Below are 16,402 nucleotides of genomic sequence, written 5' to 3'. Positions count from 1 at the left end.
CCCACGGAGTACAGCATCACCGGCTTTTCAGCCTCGGCAACGACCTCGCGGATGATGTGGATCGATTCGGCTTCGAGCCGTTCCAGGTGCGTGAGTGTGGTCAAAGTCCCTCTCCGTTTGCCGGGTTGCCATTCTCTTTGCAGAGGTGACACGGGCGCAAACCTCCCATATGGGAGGCCATGGCCCTTACGAGTAGAGACGAGACCGATCTGCTCCTGCCCCTGTTCGCCGGCAGCACCGAAGCTTCACCGTTCTCCACCTTTCTGGAGCGGCTGCGAAGGCGCGCGCGCGCCACCTTCGTGGCCATCCTGATCCAGCCAAAGCATGGTGGCGACGTCTCGCAGTTCTTCGTCGGCCCGGACATTCCGCGCCGTGCCCGTGAACTCGGCCTCAACGAACTGAACCTGACGGATCGCATCCAGTACGATCGCCTGCGTCCCGGCCGCGTCTACAGCGGCGACGAGTTCGACGACCACGATCCCGTCCGCCAGGCACGCCGTCGCCAGGACATGCGCAAGCTGGGACTGGCCGATGAGCGCGCCGTGCGCCTGCTCGACGATCCGGCGGCAAGCGCCTGGCTGGTGCTCGCGAGCGAGCGTCCCTGCACGGCGGCGGACAGCGCCTTGCTATCGGCCCTCGCGCCTTATGCGGCATTGGCGCTGCGCACGTTTGTGGCCGCTGCACAGCATACGCTCGCCGATGCGGCCGGCAGTGCCGCGCTGGAGCGAGCCGGCGGAGGCTGGTTCATGCTGGACCAGACCGGACGACTGCTGGCGCTCGCCCCTGCAACCGAACACATGCTTGCGCACGCGTTCGGCCATGCACCGCGCCTGGGCCAACGGCTGCGCGAATTTGGACCGGGGGTGGAGCGCGCCCTAGTCGAGGCTGCCGCCGCTTATGCCGAAACACCGCTGGCGGCCGAAAGGGCCATGCTGCTCTCGCCTGAACCCAGGATCGAAGCCCTGCTCTCCCCGGCGCGAGAGACTGGCAGCCTGCTCGGGAACGCAGCGCTCATCGCCCACTGCCGGCAGCCGCGAGCGTCCTCGCCGGCGCGCGCAGAGCACCTGGCGACGCTCTACGACCTGCCCCGGCGCGAGGCCGAATTGGCAGTGCTCCTAGCCTCCGGGCTGTCCCTTGCGGAAGCCGGCGACGCCATGGGGCTGACGATCGAGACGACCCGCAACTACTCCAAACGGCTGTTCGCGAAGCTGGGCGTACGGGGCCAGGCCGAGGCCGTGCGGCTGGTTTACGAAAGCTGCGCCGTGCTGGGGTGAGCAGGTGCGCGCGTGCACCCCTCACCCTTTCGCCATCGGCTTGAGATAGCGACTGTAGAGCCACCCCACTCCGATGAGGCTGAAGCCCAGCGCCAGGAACGAGGCTATGCGCAGCAGGCCTTCCAGGCCCGAGGCGTCGAACAGGAACACCTTGGCCACGGCCACCAGCATCAGCCCGAGCGACACGATGCGCCAGTCGCGACTGCCCTGGCGAATACCGCGCACCAGGAAGCCCACGGCCAACGCGATTGCCAGGACCGACCACAGAATGCTCTCCGCCTCTCCGATTGAGCCGTGCACGAGGATGGAGCCGGCGAACAGCTGGCGTAGTGTGGCAAAGGCGAACAGCAGGATCGTCACCATGCGCAGACCCTCCGCCGGACGCCGCAGCCGGGTCATCGCTTCGGGCGCGATCCGCTCCGCCAGTGCCAAGCCGGCAAGCACGACGCCAAAAGCCGGAAGCAGCCCATTGACCAACGGCCAGTACCCCACTGCCTGCTCTGCCCAGAGCGGATCGTGCAGGACGAGCGTGTAGAGCGTCGCATGCACCAGCGCGGCGGCGACCAGCGCGAGTGCCGCGCGACGCAGGTTCAGCACGCGCCACACGCCAAACCCAGCGCCGAGCAGCGCCCACTCCCACAAGCAGCGCTCAGCGAGGCCATGGTCGACGAATGCCGTCATGTCGGCGATGGCGAACACCTGCTTGTAGAGGACATGCGCGCTCACCAGGCCGATCGCTCCGGCGAGGGCCGCGCTGCCGCGGGTGGCGAATGCCGGCAGTCTCGCGCGCTGGCGCCAGACCACCAGCAGCGCCGCCAGACTGGGCACCAGCAGCTGGCGCATGGTCATGCCGGGCGCGGGCAGTTCCGTCACCAACACCGGCTCTGCTATCAGCGAAGCCAAAGCCGCACCGCTCCAACGTGCGAGCGGCTCGAGCGCCCAGAGCACCAGCAGGCTTGCCGCGGTCGCCAGCGCCGGGCCAAGCCGCAGCTCCGGCTTGCGCAGCCAGGCTTCGGCAAGCACCAGCAGCCCGGCCGCACTCGCCACCGCTAGCCAGGGGGCGGGCACGATTTGCGCCACCAGACCATAGCCGAGCAACACCGCGAGCGGCTGCACCACGAACCGCAGCCGACCCTCGTTGGTGCGCCAGGCGAAGGCCGCGGCGACGAGCGCGAGCGCGCCCCATCGCAGGACAGCGCGGCCAGGATGCGCAGCGGATGCGACCTCGATCAGGCGGTCGAGCTCACCATCGGCGGTGACCACCAGCGCTAAGACGCTCGCTGCGAGGAAGCTGAGGCTTGCCAAGGTTACACGCGGATCGCGGGCGAGGATTGCCAGCGCCAGCAGACCGGAGGCGACGCCCCCGATCGCGATCGCCATGCTCCAGCCCGGGAGCGCGATCGCCCCCGCCGCTGCGACCAGCACACCCGCGCAGCTTGCGAGCAGCGCAAAGCGGGCATCGTCGTGACGGGTCGCCTTGTTCCAGCCGAGCGCCAGACCGCTTGCCGGAACCAACGCGAAGAGCAGGCCCAGCAAGGCGAAGGGCGTCTCCTGCGCGTGCGTGCCCTCATAGAACTGGAGCAGCGATGCCAGGTATCCACCCAGCGCGATGGCGCAGAGCAGGCCGACCTCGTCGAACCGCCCGGCGCCCCGCCACAGATGGTGCAAGGCATAGCTGCCATAGATCAGCGTGATCCCTGCGATCACCGCCGTGAACAGGCCGAGGTCAGGCTGAGGCCAACCGGCGGCAAGGCCGAGCGCGGTCAGCAGCGGCACTGCAACCGTGCGCTGAAGAATAGGAGTGCGATCGGCCAGCCAGACATAAGCGAGCGAGAGCAGGCCATAGAGCCCCCAGGTCAGCGGCGCGAAGTGACCGTTCGCCACCAGCACCGCCAACTGCAGCGCGCCGACGACCGCTGCTCCGGCGCGCAGCAGCGGGGCCGCGCGACCATCGAGCGTGAACGCGGGCAGGCCCAATGCGAGCAGCAGCACAAGCAAGCCCATCGACACCGTCGCTCCGGAGTCGAGGCCGCCCATGACGATGGTGAAGAGGCTCCAGCCTGCTCCACCGACAAGCGCGCTGAGGCCCAGCCAGATCCAGCGCTGGCGGCGTGACAGCATGGTGATGGCGCCGATCACCAGCGCCAGGTAGCCCGCCAGCAGGGGCACGCTCGGGGTCTCGGACTGGACCAGCGCCGGCGCGGCAAGGCCGCCGACCAAGCCCAGCACGGCGCACGGCGCGCCGAAGCGCACAGCCAGCGCCAAGGCCAGGGCGGTGACGACCGCCAGTCCGACGAAGGCGGTGCCTGCCCCCACCAGGGCATAGAGGTTCGCCGCCGCCAGCACCGAGGCATAGAGCGCGCCAACGCCTGCTCCTGCCAGCGCCTGCGCCACGCGCGGGTCGCGCACGGCATCCTCGCGCCGACGGGCGACTTCGGCGAGGGCGACCATTGCGCCGCCGAACAGCAGGCCGAGCACCACGCGCACGCCTGGTGAGAGCAGCCCACTGTCGATCGAGTACTTCACCAGCAGCACGGCCGCGACGATCAGGGTCAGTCCGCCGGCCCAGATCGGAAGCTTGCGGCCGAACAGGTCCTCGAAGCCGACATGAGCCAAGCGTTGGGACAAGGGCGTTCTAGGTGGGGCGGGCTTTGCCGCGACAGGCTCACGCGGCAAGCTGGATGCCCGGGGCGCCTCGGGCTCGCGCGCAACAAACTCTCGCGGAGGCGCGGCCGGCACAGGTTGCACCGGGGCCGCGACCGCCTCGACCACAGGAGGCGTCACGCTCTCGCGCACCGCACGTGCCCAGCCCTCCAGCGCCGTCAGCCTGCGCCGCGTGTCGAAGAGCAGCACGCCCAGCACCAAGGTCGCCAGCATCAGGATACCGCTCATGACTCGCCTCTCGCTTGTGTCACCCCATGAGCTACGCACAAATCGAACACTGTGCAATAAAGAATTAGACAGCGTTCGATTTTACCGCTATGTAAGCTCCATCAACTAGGGGGCACCCCGATGACCGGATTTCTAAGCAAGCTCGTCAAGGACCTGGAAGCGCCGATCGAGGCGCGCGGCTTTGGCACTGGATGGTTCGCGGGGTTCTTCGCCCTGCTGCTCGCCAGTGTGGGCCTGTGCTTCGTCGCCGCGCTGCGCTGGCCCGACTGGATGGCCACGCCCGAACTGGCCCGCGTGCTGGCGACCTCCAGTTTCCGCCTGGTGGTCCACGCCACGCTGCTGAGCGCCTATGCGCTCGCCCTGCTCAGCTTGCTGCTGCGGCCGCGCAAGGCGCTGGGCCTCACCGCGCTGCTGTTCGCCCTCACCGGCACGATCCTGGGCGGCGCCTCGGTGCAGCCGCGCGAGATGCACGACTGGGGTATCTTCTTCGGCGTGGACTTCTTCGCCGTGAACCTGATCGCCACGGGGCTGATGTTCGCGCCGCTGGAGCGGATCTTCGGCCATCGTGGCGAGCAGCGCCTGTTCCGCACCGAATGGCGCGAGGACTTATTCTACTTCCTGGTGAGCTCGATGCTGGTGCAGCTGATCACCTTCCTGGCGCTCGCCCCCTCGAGCTACCTGAATGCGCACGGCACCACGCTCGCAGGCGTGCGCGCTGCAGTCGGCGGACTGCCGTGGATCGTGCAGTTCGCGCTGGCCATGCTGCTGACCGACCTGACGCAGTACTGGTTCCACCGCACCTTCCACCGCGTGCCGTTCCTCTGGGGTTTCCACGCGGTGCACCACTCGGCCAAGTCGATGGACTGGCTGGCGGGCGGGCGCATGCACTTCATCGAGATCGTGCTGCTGCGCGGCGTCACCTCGCTGCCGCTGCTGACGCTGGGCTTCCTGCCCTCGGTCATGCAGGCCTACATCGGCATGGTCTACGTCTACTCCTCGCTGGTGCATGCCAACTTGCGGGGCGACTTCGACCGGCTCGGCCGCTGGATCGTGGTGCCGCGCTTCCACCATTGGCACCACGCGCTGGAGGCCGAGGGCGTGGACAAGAACTTCGCCATCCACTTCCCCTGGCTCGATCGCCTGTTCGGCACTTACTACTTCCCCAAGGGCAAGTGGCCGCAGGGCTATGGCGTGCCCGAGGCAGTGCCGAGCGGATACCTGGCGCAAATGCGCTATCCGTTCGTGCGCAAGGCGGGCTGAGATGGGGCGACGCTCCGACCACGGCCGCGAGGAACTGGAAGCCTTGATCCTGGATGCGGGGCGCGAAGTCATGGCCGAGGGCGGCTATGCCCGCTTCTCCGCGCGCGAAGTGGCCAAGCGGATCGGCTACTCGGTGGGCACGGTCATGCACGTCTTCGGCAACGTCGATCGGCTCGTCATGGCAATCAACGCGCGCACGTTTGCCGCCTGGACGCTGTGGCTGGAGGAACGGCTGGCCGACGCGCAAGGACGCGAGCGCATCCTGGTTCTGGTCGACGGCTACTTCGCCTTTGCGGCACAGCACCGCAACCTGTGGTCCGCCATCTACGAGCACCGCGTTCCCGACGAAGTCGGCTTCACCGAAGCGCTCGTCACCCATCGCCGAGCACTGACCGGCGTGATCGCGCGTGAGGTTGCGGCAGTGCTGCCTCACGCTGGGGAGGAGACGATCGTGGCCCTGACAGGCTCATTGATCGCGACCGTTCACGGGCACTGTGCCTTCCTGCTGGGCGGCACTTTCGCGCTGATCGGCGTCGAGGGCACGATCGGCTTGGCGGAGGCGCGGGTGCTGGAGATCCTGGCAGCGAACGGCGCAACGCTTGGTTAAGTCGGGGCTCTAGATACCCAGCACCTTGCTGACGAACTCCAGGCCGAGCCGCAGTCCCACCGGGTCGACGCTGTGGCCGATGCCGGGCGAGACATGCGACGTCACCTCGACACCCAGGCGTTTCAGCTCGCTCTCGCCAGCATGGAGCGCCGCGACCGGGACGACGGGATCGGCCGAGCCATGCACCAGCAGCACCGGTGGCTTGGGCTCGCCGTTGTGCTTCAAGTCGGCGGTCCCGGTGAGCATGCCCGAATAGCCGACGATGCCGGCGACGGTGCGCGGCCGGCGCAGGCCGACTTGCAGCGCCATCATCGTGCCCTGGCTGAAGCCGACGATCGCCAGATCCGCCTCGCTCAGCCCATATTGCGCGAGCTTGCGGTCGATGAAGGCGTCGATCGCCGGAGCCGCTCCGTGCGCGCCGGCAGCCAGCGCCTGCGGCGTCAGGTTTGCAAGACCCCACCACTGGTATCCGCCGCCGCCGGTCCGCTCGGGCGCATGCGGCGCCAGGAACAGCGCGTCGGGCAAGCTTTGCTGCCAGGCCGGCGCGAGTGCGATCATGTCGCTGCCGCTGGAGCCAAAGCCGTGGAGCAGCAGCACGATATGCTTGGGCGCGCCGCCAGAGAGCGGTTGCAGGCTGGCGCCGTTGACGATCTTGGTCATTCAGGTTCCACAAAAAGTCGCGAGCACGCGTTCGTGCTCCAGCGGGGGTTGTGCATAGTTGGCATGTTCGGGCTGATCGTCGAACGGCCGCGAGAGAACGCCCAGCAGTTCCTCGAAGGGCGCGAAGTCCTCGTTTTCGGTGGCTGCGGCGATCACCGCCTCGATGCGGTGGTTGCGCGGAATGAACGCAGGATTGGTGCGGTCCATGCGGGCGCGGCGGATCTGGATGTCCTCGGGCTCCTGCGCCAGCCGCTCACGCCAGCGCGCCAGCAGTGCGTCGGCGGCCGTCGGATCGACGAACAGCGAGCGGACCGGCTCGTCGGCCGCGCCTGACTCGATGGCGGCGGAGAGGCGGCGGAAGAACAGGGTGAAATCGACCTGGTTGCGCGCCAGTTCGGCGAAGATCTCCTGGGCGAGCTCGGCATCGCCCTCCCTCACCGCCGTCAGGCCCAGCTTCGCGATCACGCCGGAACGGTGCGCCTGCGTGAACTGCGGCTCGAACGTACCAAGCGCGTCCTGGGCGATGGCGATCGCCTTGTCCTCCTCCGTGTCGATCAGCGGCAGCAGCGTCTCGGCCAGACGCGTGAGGTTCCACAAGGCGATGTTGGGCTGATTGGCGTAAGCGTATCGGCCCATCCGGTCGATCGAGCTATAGACCGTAGCGGGATCGTAAGTGTCCATGAAGGCGCACGGGCCGTAGTCGATCGTCTCACCGGACACCGCCATGTTGTCGGTGTTCATCACGCCGTGGATGAAGCCGACCAGCAGCCAGCGCGCGACCAGCTGCGCCTGCGCGCCGATTACCGCTTCGAGCAAGGCGCGGTAGGGCTGCTCCGCCTCGCGCGCCTTCGGATAGTGGCGTGCGATCACGTGATCGGCGAGCGTGCGCACACCGTCCGTGTCCTGGCGCGCCGCGAAGAACTGGAACGTGCCGACGCGGATGTGGCTCGAGGCCACCCGGACCAGCAGCGCGCCGGGCAGCATGGTCTCGCGATAGATCGGTTCTCCGGTGGCCACGGCCGCCAGCGCGCGGGTGGTCGGCACGCCGATCGCTGCCATGAACTCGCTGACAATGTACTCGCGCAGCACCGGCCCCAGCGCCGCGCGCCCGTCGCCTCCGCGCGAGAACGGCGTGCGGCCGCCGCCCTTTAGCTGCATGTCGAAGCGACGACCTTCGCGGTCCAGCACTTCGCCCAGCATCACGGCGCGGCCGTCGCCCAGCTGGGGCACGAAGTTGCCGAACTGGTGCCCCGCATAAGCCATGGCAAGCGGCTCGGAGCCCGGTGCGATCGTCTGGCCGGAGAGGAAGGCGAGCCCCTTTGCGTCCGCCAACCAGTCGGCATCGAGCTGCAGCGCATCGGCCAGCCCGGTGTTGAGCTTGATCAGTGCCGGCGCAGCGAAGGGTGCCGGCGCAACGCGGGCGAAGAAGCGGTCCGGCAGGCGGGCATAGCTGTTGTCGAACGTCGGACCAGGCGGCACTGCAATTCCCTTCAAGGTTGCAACCCAAGTAGGCGGGGCTCGTTCGTGCGCAAGGCTTGCGCCTGCCTCGCGTGACCTAATCGCTCGCGCCGCGTTACAGACACGAACAGCCGATGAAGCGAAGGAGCACGCGCATGACCGAAGCCACCTGGGATAGGAACACCACCTCGCCGGCCATCGACTGGCGCATGAGCGTGGCGCTGGAGAACGTGCCCCGCGGCGAGGAAGACGTGGCGGAAGTCACCAGCCTCGAAGGCGCAGTGCGCGCCTGGCTCAGCCTGGATGCCGCGCATCAGGACGCGGCAGTGCTCACGATGGAACATCCCGTCATCATCGACGGTGCGAGCCACACCTCGTTCAACGGCGACGGCATCCGGCAATTGGCAGAGCATCTTCCGGGCGGCGATGAGGCTGCTCCAGAGGATGATGCCGGCTGAGGACAGCGGACGACGGGCGGGCTTCGACAAAGGTGCGTCCGGCACCAGAAGCGCTCGCCTCACCCCACAAAGCCGAGATCAACGCACTCCCGCGTAAGTCACGATCTTCACCATCGCGCCAGGCGCGAGCGCTCCCTTCGCATCCCCGTTCAGCAGCGCGAACAAGGCGCGCGGATTGCGGTCGACGGTTTGCCGGCTCAAGGCGTCGGCCGTATCTCCGGCGCGCGCCCGGACCGTCCGGATGACCCGCGGCCGCAGCGACGCGGCCTCCTGTGGCGATAGCCTGCGGAACGAGCCGAACAGTGCCGCCAGTGCCGCGGCATGTGCATCGGACGGAGGCGAGATCATGATGAAGTGGTACGCCTCTCCGCCGCCGCCATCGTAGGCGGCGATCGCCAGCGGCACTGTGCCTTGCCGCACCTGCAAGGCCACTTGCACGATCACCGCGGGCAAGCCGTTGATCTCCGCCGCTTGTGAGCTGCGCACTTGCGCCGGCGCGTCGCCGACCACTTGCGCGACCAGCGCCTCGGCATAGCGCGGCAGTCCGCCGGCCGGCATGGGTCCACCGCCGAACTCGCCGCGCACCCCGTCCGGTCCATTCAATCCCACCGCCTGCGGGCTGTTGGTGAGCGAGAAGCCCGGAGGCGCCTCGAAGGTAATGCGCATCACAGGATGCGCAAAACGGCGGTCAATCACGAAGCCCTGCTGCGGATCGTCGCCGTAGAGCAGGCCGTCGACACGGGCGTAGTAAGCGGCGGCGTTCTCCGGCAAGGCATCGTCCTGCAGCCCGGTAGCTTCGGCCCGCTTGCGCGCCCGCTCGATGCGGTTCTGAGTCAGTGGGTGGCTGAGCGCCCATTCCGGAATGCTGCGCGCAGCATCGCGTGCGCCGGTCGCCTGCACGAACGCCTCTTGCCGCTGCAGATCGGCCAGCATCTCCGCTGCGGCGTAGACGTCGTAGCCCGCCTTCTCCAGATAGCCGACGCCAAGGTCGTCGGCCTGGTACTCCTGCGTGCGCGAGTAGCGCAGACCGAAGTATTGCGCGGCCTGGCTGGCGAGCCGGGTCAGGCGGTCCGAGCCGGTGAGGCTGACGGCGATGACCCCCAAGGTCCGCCACACCGAACGCCGCTCCTGCCGCTGCGAGTGCTGGGCGACGACATGGCCGACCTCATGGCCCAGCACCGATGCGAGTTCGGCCTCGCTGGTGACCACGGCGAACAGCCCGCGCGTCACGTAGATGTAGCAGCCCGGCACGGCAAAGGCGTTGACGACGTCGCTGTTGACCATCGTGAACGTGCACTGCCCGTCCAGCCCCGCGGCCGTGGCGACGCGCTCGCCGACCGCCTTCAGGTAGCCGGCCTGTCCGCCCGGGTAAGCGCCTCCGAACTCCGCCAGCAACTGAGGGTGCTGCTGAGCGCCGTATGCCCGGTCCTCGTCGCTGATCGCGGCTGCCGGATCGCCGGTCGGCTCGCCCGAGCAGGATGCCAGGCACAGCGGCAACGCAAGCGCCAGCGTGCGGATGCGTGCCTTCACAACCAGCCCAGCAGATAGAGCAACACCAGGCTCAGGCCGATGGAGATCGCCGCCGATCCCAGGCAGCCCAGCTTATTGGAAAACAGAAAGAACATGCGGACTCCTGGCGTTGCAAAGCGCAACACCCGAAGCCTGCCACGGTTCTGGACTCAGACCGCAATTTCGTGCGCCCCGAGCAGCCCGCCGCTCAACCGGCGAGCTTCGCCTCCACTTCGGCGATCTCGGAACGCAGCCACATCGTCTCGGACAAGTTGCTTCCGCCCGATGCTGCCAGCAGCGCTTCGCTCGCGGTTTTCTTCACCCGCAGCGATGCCTGGTTGCCGGGCTCCGCGCCCAGCGCGATGGCAACCAGGTGCAGGGCCTCGAGCGGCTGACCGCCATCGAGCTTGGCTTGCGCGCGCTGCGCCAGCTTGTCCGCGCCGCCGGCGAGCTCGACCAGGTCTGCATCCACGCTCGAGCGCGGCACGCCATAGAGCTCGGTGGTCCCGTCTTCGTAGTGGAACCAGCCGGAGTATTCCTCCCAGATGGTCTTGACCGCCCAGCTCGCCTTGCCGTGGAATTCACCGATCGCCACGCCTTCGGGCCAGGCGAACTCGCGCATCAGCTGGTGCACGTCCTTGCCCGCCTTCATGCCCTCGATCGTGTAATCGCGCACGTAGCTGACGGCGGCATGCATCCGGTCGAGGTCGGCGCGGATCTTGTCGGCGCCGTAGATGGCATCGCCATGGCCGGTCACCACGATCTCGGCGCCGAGATCGCGGACTTTCTCCAGCGACTTCAGGTACTGGCGCACCGAGCGCGGCTTGTCGCCGCGCAGCGTGCACAGGAACGGCATCGAGAGCCACACCGGCCCGAACAAGTTGCCGGTGAAGGCGATCCTCTCGCGCGGGAGCCAGACCGTCAGCCCGTCCACCGTCTCGCCTTCGGGCGTATGGATGATCTCGAAGGTCCGTTCGCCCAGCTCCAGCGTAAGCTTGCGATCGACGAGAATGTCGGGCGTGATCATCGGCGGGGCCTTGGGCGTGCCACCGCGCTTCAGGGTCGAACCCCAGAGCTTTCCGCTGCGCGGGCCGAAGTAGCTCTGCATCCCCATCATGTCGGCATTGGCCTCGACGAAGCCGGGGCCGCCGATCACCTGGGTACCCTCTTCCAGGAACTCGGGCACGCCGCCGAAGTGGTCGGCATGGCTCTGCGTGAGCACGATGAAGGCGAGCGGCCCGGTGCGGTGGGGCTGCAGCAGCGCCTTGTTGCGCTCGACATTGTCCATGAAGCCGGTGTTGATCATCACGTCGCCCGCCGACGTGGTGACCAGATAGGCATTGGAGATGTCGTTAGCCTGGAACACGAACGGCGTGATCGCGATCGCCTCAGCCTGCGCGTCGCCCGACCGGACGAGATTGGCGAGCTTGGGCGCGTCGCCGGACGCGGTGGCGGTCTCGCTCATGGTCATTCCTCCTCGAAGCCGATCATGACCTTGGCCGACTGCGGGGTCGCCGCGATCTCCAGGCCTTCGAGCACGTTGCGGAACGGCAGCTTGTGGCTGATCATCGCCGCGATCTTGTCCTGCAGGCGCGGCATGGCAGCGATCACCTCGGGCATCTCCGTGGGGTAGCCGACGGCGGTGGTGATCGTCATCTCGCTGGTCAGCATGCGGCCGACCGGGAACTCGATCGGCTTCATGTAGGCCGCAGTGATGACCAGCTTGGCATGGAGCTTCGCCATCATGATCACGTCAGTGAGGATCGAGGGCGCACCCGCGGCATCGATGTAAGCGTCGGTGCCAACGCCGACCCGCCCATAGCTCGGCACTTCGCCGTGCAGCCGCGCAAGCTCGGCCCGCACATCGACTTGCGCCGGGTTCAGGGCCGCCTGAACGCCAAGGGCGCGGGCACGTTCCAGCCGCTCCTCGGCCAGATCGAAGGCGACCACGTCGGTCACTCCGCGATCGACCAGCCACAGCAGCATGCCGAGCCCGATCGGGCCGCAGCCGAACACCACGACCTTGTCGCCCGGTTTCACGTTGGCGCGATTGACGCCGTGCATGGCGACCGCCAACGGCTCGCACATCGCCGCCACGTCGTAGGAGATGCCTTCGGGGATCGGCAGGATCGAGTCGCCCAGCCGCGCCTCGCGAACCAGCAGTTCCTGGGTGAACGCACCTTCCGGGCCGCCCGAGCCGATGTTGCTGGGCGTCATCATCGGGTTGACGATCACCGGCGTTCCGACTGTGATGCCGTGGACCTCACTGCCGACTTCGATCACGTCCCCGGCGCCCTCATGGCCGAGCGCGGTTTCCACGCCCGGCGGGATGCCGCCCATCTTGATGTACGACAGGTCGGAGCCGCAGATGCCGACCGACTTCATCTTGACCACCACGTCCTTGGGACCGGCGGTGAGACGCTCGTACTCGTCGACGCGCACGTCGCCGGCACCGTGGATCTTCAGCAGTTCCATGTTCTTGTCTCCCAAAGCCCGCGTTATCTTGTCGTCGGTGCGAGCGCAGCGATTACGGCCGCACCATGTACCCGCCATCGATAGTGATCGTCTCGCCCGTCATGAACGACGACGCGTCCGAGCACAGGTAAGCGCCGATACCCTCGAAGTCGGCCGGAAATCCGGTGCGCTTCATCGGGATGGTCGGCGCGAAGTATGCTTCGACCTGCTTGGCCTGCTCGCCCGCGCCCATCATCGGCGTGATGATCAGCCCGGGTGCGACCACGTTGGCGCGGATTCCGAGCGGTGCCAGCTCGATCGCCAGGCAACGCACGGCCGCAGCGATCGCGGCTTTCGAACTGGCGTACTCCATCTTGCCCGGCAGGCCCTGGAACAGCGAGAGCGAGCCGCAGGCGACCAGGCTGCCACCGCTCTCGTCTCCCGCCTCGACGCGTGCCTTCATGTGGCGCGCTGCTTCCCGCAGGGTGAAGAAGGCGCCGTGCAGTGCCGTCTTCTGGAATTCGTACCAATGCTCGGTCGGCATCTCGAAGACCGAATTGTACCGCGGGCTGGCGCCCGAATTGGCGAACACGCAGTCGACCCGGCCGAAGTCTGCCATGACCGTCTCGAAGCCTTCGACGATGTTCTGCTCTTCCGAGACGTCGACCTGGTAGGCGATCACCTTGCCCGCACCCGCGGCTTCCAGTTCGGCCTTGGCCGCGGCGCTCTTCTCGGCATTGCGGGCCCAGATCGCGATGTCGCCGCCCATCTTGGCGACGCCCATCGCGAAGCCCAGGCCGATGCCGCCATTGCCGCCGGTGACGACCGTGACTTTGCCTGTGCAGTCGAAAAGGCCTGACGCCATGGTGCTCTCCTCCAGTCCCGTGAGTGCACGCGTATGAGCGTGCTTCGTTGGCGCGGATTTCGCGCGGAGGACGCTTGCCCGGCAAGCCTGCCGCTCGTAGAGATCGGGACGGAGTGTATGGTCGCGGACACAATGGTGGAACAGACGAACCCGGTCGCGGCAGCCGAGAGCAACGCCACCGTGGTGGTGGATGCCGAACTCGGCGTGCCTTCGCTGATGGCGCAGATCGTCCGGTTCGACATACCCCAGCCAACCTCGACGATGCACGCGATCGAGGATCGCTATCATCTCAACATGTGCCTGACGCCCCGGCCGCTTTCCAGCCGCGGCGGCTATGCCAAGCGGTGGGGACCGCATCGGCTGGAGCGGCTGGGCGATATCTTCCTGCTGCCGCCCGGCGAGTCGCTGTTCGTGAAAGGCGGCAGCGGGCGGCAGGCCTCGCTCATCTGCCACCTCGATCCCGACCTGGTGCATGGGCTGGCGGGTCAGGTACTGGAGTGGGACGACCAGCACCTTGCCACCACGCTCGACATCGGCAGCGCGCGTATCCGGGCGATCCTGTTCCGCGTGACCGAGGAGGTGCGACACCCGGGTCTTGGATGGGAGCGCATGCTCGAGTTCCTGGCGGGAGAACTGGCGCTGGAACTGGCCCGCCACTGCCTGGAAGCGGCCGAACGCCCCATCACCGGGGGCCTTTCCGGCTGGCGGCTGCGGCTGATCGACGAGCGCCTCTCCGACGAGCATTCGGGCCATGACGGCCGCGCTCCCACGCTCCAGGAACTCGCGGCCTTGTGCAACCTGTCAGTCCGGCAACTCACCCGAGGCTTTCGCGTCAGCCGCGCCTGCTCGATCGGCGACTACATCGAGCAGCGCCGCATGGAGAGCGCCAAGCGCCTGTTGATGGCGGGCGAAAGCGTGAAGAGCATCGCCTTCGCCATGGGCTTCGCTTCACCGTCCAGCTTCACTTTCGCCTTCCGCCGTGCGGTGGGAGCAAGCCCCAGTACCTTTCGCCAACGACAAGGGCGCGCGGTCAGCTGAATCCTCTCCCGGCCGGGGAGAGAAGTAACGTCCCACATTCGACACAGCGTCCCATCCTCAACACGCAAGCGCGTTGCTCTCCCGCGCCGAGCCCAGTCAATTCGCGGGTGAGAAGCCGGCCTTTGGCCCGGACCGCAACCTTAGGGATAGGAGCAGCCCACGATGGCCCAACACCTCAACGCCGATGCGCTTGTCGAAAGCGCCATGAAGTCGACCGGGCTCGACCAGTTCGACGCCGAGACCTACCGCGAGGGCCTGGATGTCCTGGTGGATGACGTCAACGCGGGCATCGACAAAGGCTGGTTCATCGACACCGGGGTTGGGGCGATCGAGAAGGACTGCCTGCTCTATCTCACCACACGCCTGAAGATCGCGAACTACCTGCGCCAGAACCCCGAGCTGGAGAGCCGCAAGATCGAGCGTCCCGTGTTCGTCATGGGCGTGCCGCGCACCGGCACCACCTTGCTGTCGAACCTGCTGGCCGCCGACCCGGCACGCCGATCGCCATTGACGTGGGAGATCGACGATCCGGTCCCGCCCGCCACCAGCGAAACGCTGACCACCGACCCGCGTGCGCTCGCCCGGCTCGAGCAGGAGCGCAAGATGCTCGAAGCCATGCCGGAGATGGGGAAGTACTATCGCTCATCGGCGATCTATCCCAACGAAGACGTCTTCATCATGGCGGGTGACTTCAAGACGCTGATGATCGAGTCCAAGGGCCGGCTTCCGGGCTACAAGGACTTCATCTTCTCGTGCGACATGACCAGCTCGTACGCGTATCACAAGAAGTTCCTTCAGGTGCTGCAGCACCACGCGCCGGGCGTGTGGAACCTCAAGAAGCCCAGCCACGCGCTGTTCCTGGAGTACCTCTTCGCCGCCTACCCCGACGCGCGTGTGATCTGGACCCACCGCGATCCTTATGCCGCGACCGGCTCGCTGTGCTCGATCATCTCGCTGTCGCACAGGCGCCACATGGGCAAGCCGGACACCGAGTGGCTGGCGCAGGACTATCCCTGGCAGGCCGCCGAGCACGCCAACCGGATCATGGACTTCCGTGACAAGCACGGCGAAGACAAGATCATCGACGTCCACTACGACGCGATGCTGGACGATCCGCTCGGCACCATGAAGACTCTCTACAAGACGCTGGGAGACGAGTGGACCTCCGAGGCCGAGCAGGGCATCTCGGGCTGGCTGGCCGACAACGCGCAGGACAAGTTCGGCAAGCACGAATACAAGCTGGCGCAGTATGGTCTTAGCAAGGAGCAGCTCGATCCGTTGTTCGAGCGCTACCTGTCGCGCTACGACGTCGCGCGCGAAGGCTGAGGCCACTCCTTCTAAAACGTAAGCCCCGGCCCGTGCGTACGTGTCTCAACTACGCTCGACACGAACGCATGGGGGAGTGAGCATCAAGAATACGAAACGACGAGGAGAGGTCCATGCTCGAAGGCCTGCACTACCAGAACGCCTACGTCTGTGACGATCTCGAGGCCGCGATCGACCTGTTCCGCGGGCGGGGCTTGACCAAGGACCCGATGATCATCCCGGTCGACCAGGAGGTCATGACCCCGCAGGGCCTCAAGCGCCAGAAGAGCCGCATCTGCTTCATCTGGATCGGCGACCTTCAGTACGAGCTGATCGAGAACGAAGTCGACGAAGTGGGCCTCTATGCCAATTGCCTGTCGAACGGCGGCCCCTTGCGCTTCCACCACATCTGCTTCCGCATCGACGATTGGGCCGACTTCCGCGCTCGCGTGGACAGCCAAAAGTTCCCCATCGCCATGGAGCGCGCAGGCGCGGGTGAGAACGACCTAAAATTCCTGTACCTCGACGCGCGCAAGGTGTTCGGGCACTACCTTGAATACACCTGGATGCCTGAACCCATGTGGCAGCACATCAAGGGAATGTGATGCCCTCCCCGATACGG

14 protein-coding genes and 1 pseudogene are annotated in these 16,402 nt (G+C 67.0%); 7 read left to right on the top strand and 8 right to left on the bottom strand.

Annotated elements, in window-relative coordinates; all coding sequences use genetic code 11:
- A pseudogene (locus GV044_RS21165) lies at positions 1-104 on the bottom strand (sulfate adenylyltransferase small subunit); the annotation flags it as partial.
- Positions 105-179: 75 nt separating this feature from the next.
- Between GV044_RS21165 and GV044_RS21160 the strand changes: the two are divergent.
- On the top strand, positions 180-1,274 hold the full coding sequence (locus tag GV044_RS21160) for a helix-turn-helix transcriptional regulator (protein ID WP_159874442.1): 1,095 nt from the start codon (positions 180-182) through the stop codon (positions 1,272-1,274).
- Between the two features lie 21 nt (positions 1,275-1,295).
- On the opposite strand, the gene GV044_RS21155 is transcribed toward GV044_RS21160, so the two are convergent.
- Positions 1,296-4,166 carry a DUF2339 domain-containing protein gene (locus GV044_RS21155; protein ID WP_236555162.1) on the bottom strand — a complete coding sequence of 957 codons (2,871 nt, stop codon included), beginning with the start codon at positions 4,164-4,166 and terminating at the stop codon, positions 1,296-1,298.
- 120 nt (positions 4,167-4,286) lie between these two features.
- Here GV044_RS21155 and GV044_RS21150 point away from each other — a divergent pair, with 120 nt between their 5' ends.
- Together GV044_RS21150 and GV044_RS21145 are read left to right on the top strand one after the other, a co-directional pair.
- A complete protein-coding gene (locus GV044_RS21150) occupies positions 4,287-5,426 on the top strand; it encodes a sterol desaturase family protein (RefSeq protein WP_159874441.1) in 1,140 nt (379 codons plus the stop codon).
- Position 5,427: 1 nt separating this feature from the next.
- Entirely contained in the window at positions 5,428-6,033 is a 606-nt protein-coding gene (locus GV044_RS21145; RefSeq protein ID WP_159874440.1) for a TetR/AcrR family transcriptional regulator, read from the top strand.
- A 9-nt stretch (positions 6,034-6,042) separates the two neighbouring features.
- Here the strand turns inward: GV044_RS21145 and GV044_RS21140 are convergent, their stop codons facing one another.
- Together GV044_RS21140 and GV044_RS21135 are read right to left on the bottom strand one after the other, a co-directional pair.
- Entirely contained in the window at positions 6,043-6,693 is a 651-nt protein-coding gene (locus GV044_RS21140) for an alpha/beta hydrolase (protein ID WP_159874439.1), read from the bottom strand.
- Entirely contained in the window at positions 6,694-8,187 is a 1,494-nt protein-coding gene (locus tag GV044_RS21135) for a YdiU family protein (protein ID WP_201299192.1), read from the bottom strand.
- Positions 8,188-8,306: 119 nt separating this feature from the next.
- Between GV044_RS21135 and GV044_RS21130 the strand changes: the two genes are divergently transcribed.
- Positions 8,307-8,609: a hypothetical protein gene (locus GV044_RS21130; protein WP_159874438.1), complete on the top strand. Its 303-nt coding sequence runs from the start codon at positions 8,307-8,309 to the stop codon at positions 8,607-8,609.
- Positions 8,610-8,687: 78 nt separating this feature from the next.
- On the opposite strand, the gene GV044_RS21125 is transcribed toward GV044_RS21130, so the two are convergent.
- From GV044_RS21125 to GV044_RS21110, 4 genes are all read right to left on the bottom strand, one after another.
- Positions 8,688-10,139: a M48 family metalloprotease gene (locus tag GV044_RS21125; RefSeq protein ID WP_159874437.1), complete on the bottom strand. Its 1,452-nt coding sequence runs from the start codon at positions 10,137-10,139 to the stop codon at positions 8,688-8,690.
- 187 nt (positions 10,140-10,326) lie between these two features.
- A complete protein-coding gene (locus tag GV044_RS21120; protein ID WP_159874436.1) occupies positions 10,327-11,583 on the bottom strand; it encodes an MBL fold metallo-hydrolase in 1,257 nt (418 codons plus the stop codon).
- A gap of 2 nt (positions 11,584-11,585) precedes the next feature.
- Positions 11,586-12,593, bottom strand: coding sequence for a zinc-binding dehydrogenase (locus GV044_RS21115; protein ID WP_159874435.1), 1,008 nt, complete (start codon positions 12,591-12,593; stop codon positions 11,586-11,588).
- Between the two features lie 52 nt (positions 12,594-12,645).
- Entirely contained in the window at positions 12,646-13,437 is a 792-nt protein-coding gene (locus tag GV044_RS21110; RefSeq protein WP_159874434.1) for an SDR family NAD(P)-dependent oxidoreductase, read from the bottom strand.
- 117 nt (positions 13,438-13,554) lie between these two features.
- On the opposite strand from GV044_RS21110, the gene GV044_RS21105 reads away from it, so the two are divergent.
- From GV044_RS21105 to GV044_RS21095, 3 genes are all read left to right on the top strand, one after another.
- The gene (locus GV044_RS21105) at positions 13,555-14,475 is read left to right on the top strand and encodes an AraC family transcriptional regulator (RefSeq protein ID WP_236555161.1); all 921 of its coding nucleotides are present in this window, start codon (positions 13,555-13,557) and stop codon (positions 14,473-14,475) included.
- A 162-nt stretch (positions 14,476-14,637) separates the two neighbouring features.
- Positions 14,638-15,801, top strand: a complete 1,164-nt coding sequence (locus GV044_RS21100) for a sulfotransferase (RefSeq protein ID WP_159874433.1) — start codon at positions 14,638-14,640, stop codon at positions 15,799-15,801.
- A gap of 113 nt (positions 15,802-15,914) precedes the next feature.
- A complete protein-coding gene (locus GV044_RS21095; protein WP_159874432.1) occupies positions 15,915-16,385 on the top strand; it encodes a VOC family protein in 471 nt (156 codons plus the stop codon).
- Positions 16,386-16,402: the final 17 nt, after the last annotated feature.

The organism is Novosphingobium sp. 9U (assembly GCF_902506425.1).
In the GTDB taxonomy this organism is placed as follows: Bacteria; Pseudomonadota; Alphaproteobacteria; order Sphingomonadales; family Sphingomonadaceae; genus Novosphingobium.
This window is presented reverse-complemented; position numbering and strand designations above follow the sequence as displayed.

What these genes read in the sequence shown, in the direction of transcription:
- GV044_RS21160 (WP_159874442.1), top strand. Translation starts at nt 180, where the DNA reads ATGGCCCTTACGAGTAGAGACGAGACCGATCTGCTCCTGCCCCTGTTC.
- GV044_RS21155 (WP_236555162.1), bottom strand. Translation starts at nt 4,166, where the DNA reads ATGAGCGGTATCCTGATGCTGGCGACCTTGGTGCTGGGCGTGCTGCTC.
- GV044_RS21150 (WP_159874441.1), top strand. Translation starts at nt 4,287, where the DNA reads ATGACCGGATTTCTAAGCAAGCTCGTCAAGGACCTGGAAGCGCCGATC.
- GV044_RS21145 (WP_159874440.1), top strand. Translation starts at nt 5,428, where the DNA reads ATGGGGCGACGCTCCGACCACGGCCGCGAGGAACTGGAAGCCTTGATC.
- GV044_RS21140 (WP_159874439.1), bottom strand. Translation starts at nt 6,693, where the DNA reads ATGACCAAGATCGTCAACGGCGCCAGCCTGCAACCGCTCTCTGGCGGC.
- GV044_RS21130 (WP_159874438.1), top strand. Translation starts at nt 8,307, where the DNA reads ATGACCGAAGCCACCTGGGATAGGAACACCACCTCGCCGGCCATCGAC.
- GV044_RS21120 (WP_159874436.1), bottom strand. Translation starts at nt 11,583, where the DNA reads ATGAGCGAGACCGCCACCGCGTCCGGCGACGCGCCCAAGCTCGCCAAT.
- GV044_RS21115 (WP_159874435.1), bottom strand. Translation starts at nt 12,593, where the DNA reads ATGGAACTGCTGAAGATCCACGGTGCCGGCGACGTGCGCGTCGACGAG.
- GV044_RS21110 (WP_159874434.1), bottom strand. Translation starts at nt 13,437, where the DNA reads ATGGCGTCAGGCCTTTTCGACTGCACAGGCAAAGTCACGGTCGTCACC.
- GV044_RS21105 (WP_236555161.1), top strand. Translation starts at nt 13,555, where the DNA reads ATGGTCGCGGACACAATGGTGGAACAGACGAACCCGGTCGCGGCAGCC.
- GV044_RS21100 (WP_159874433.1), top strand. Translation starts at nt 14,638, where the DNA reads ATGGCCCAACACCTCAACGCCGATGCGCTTGTCGAAAGCGCCATGAAG.
- GV044_RS21095 (WP_159874432.1), top strand. Translation starts at nt 15,915, where the DNA reads ATGCTCGAAGGCCTGCACTACCAGAACGCCTACGTCTGTGACGATCTC.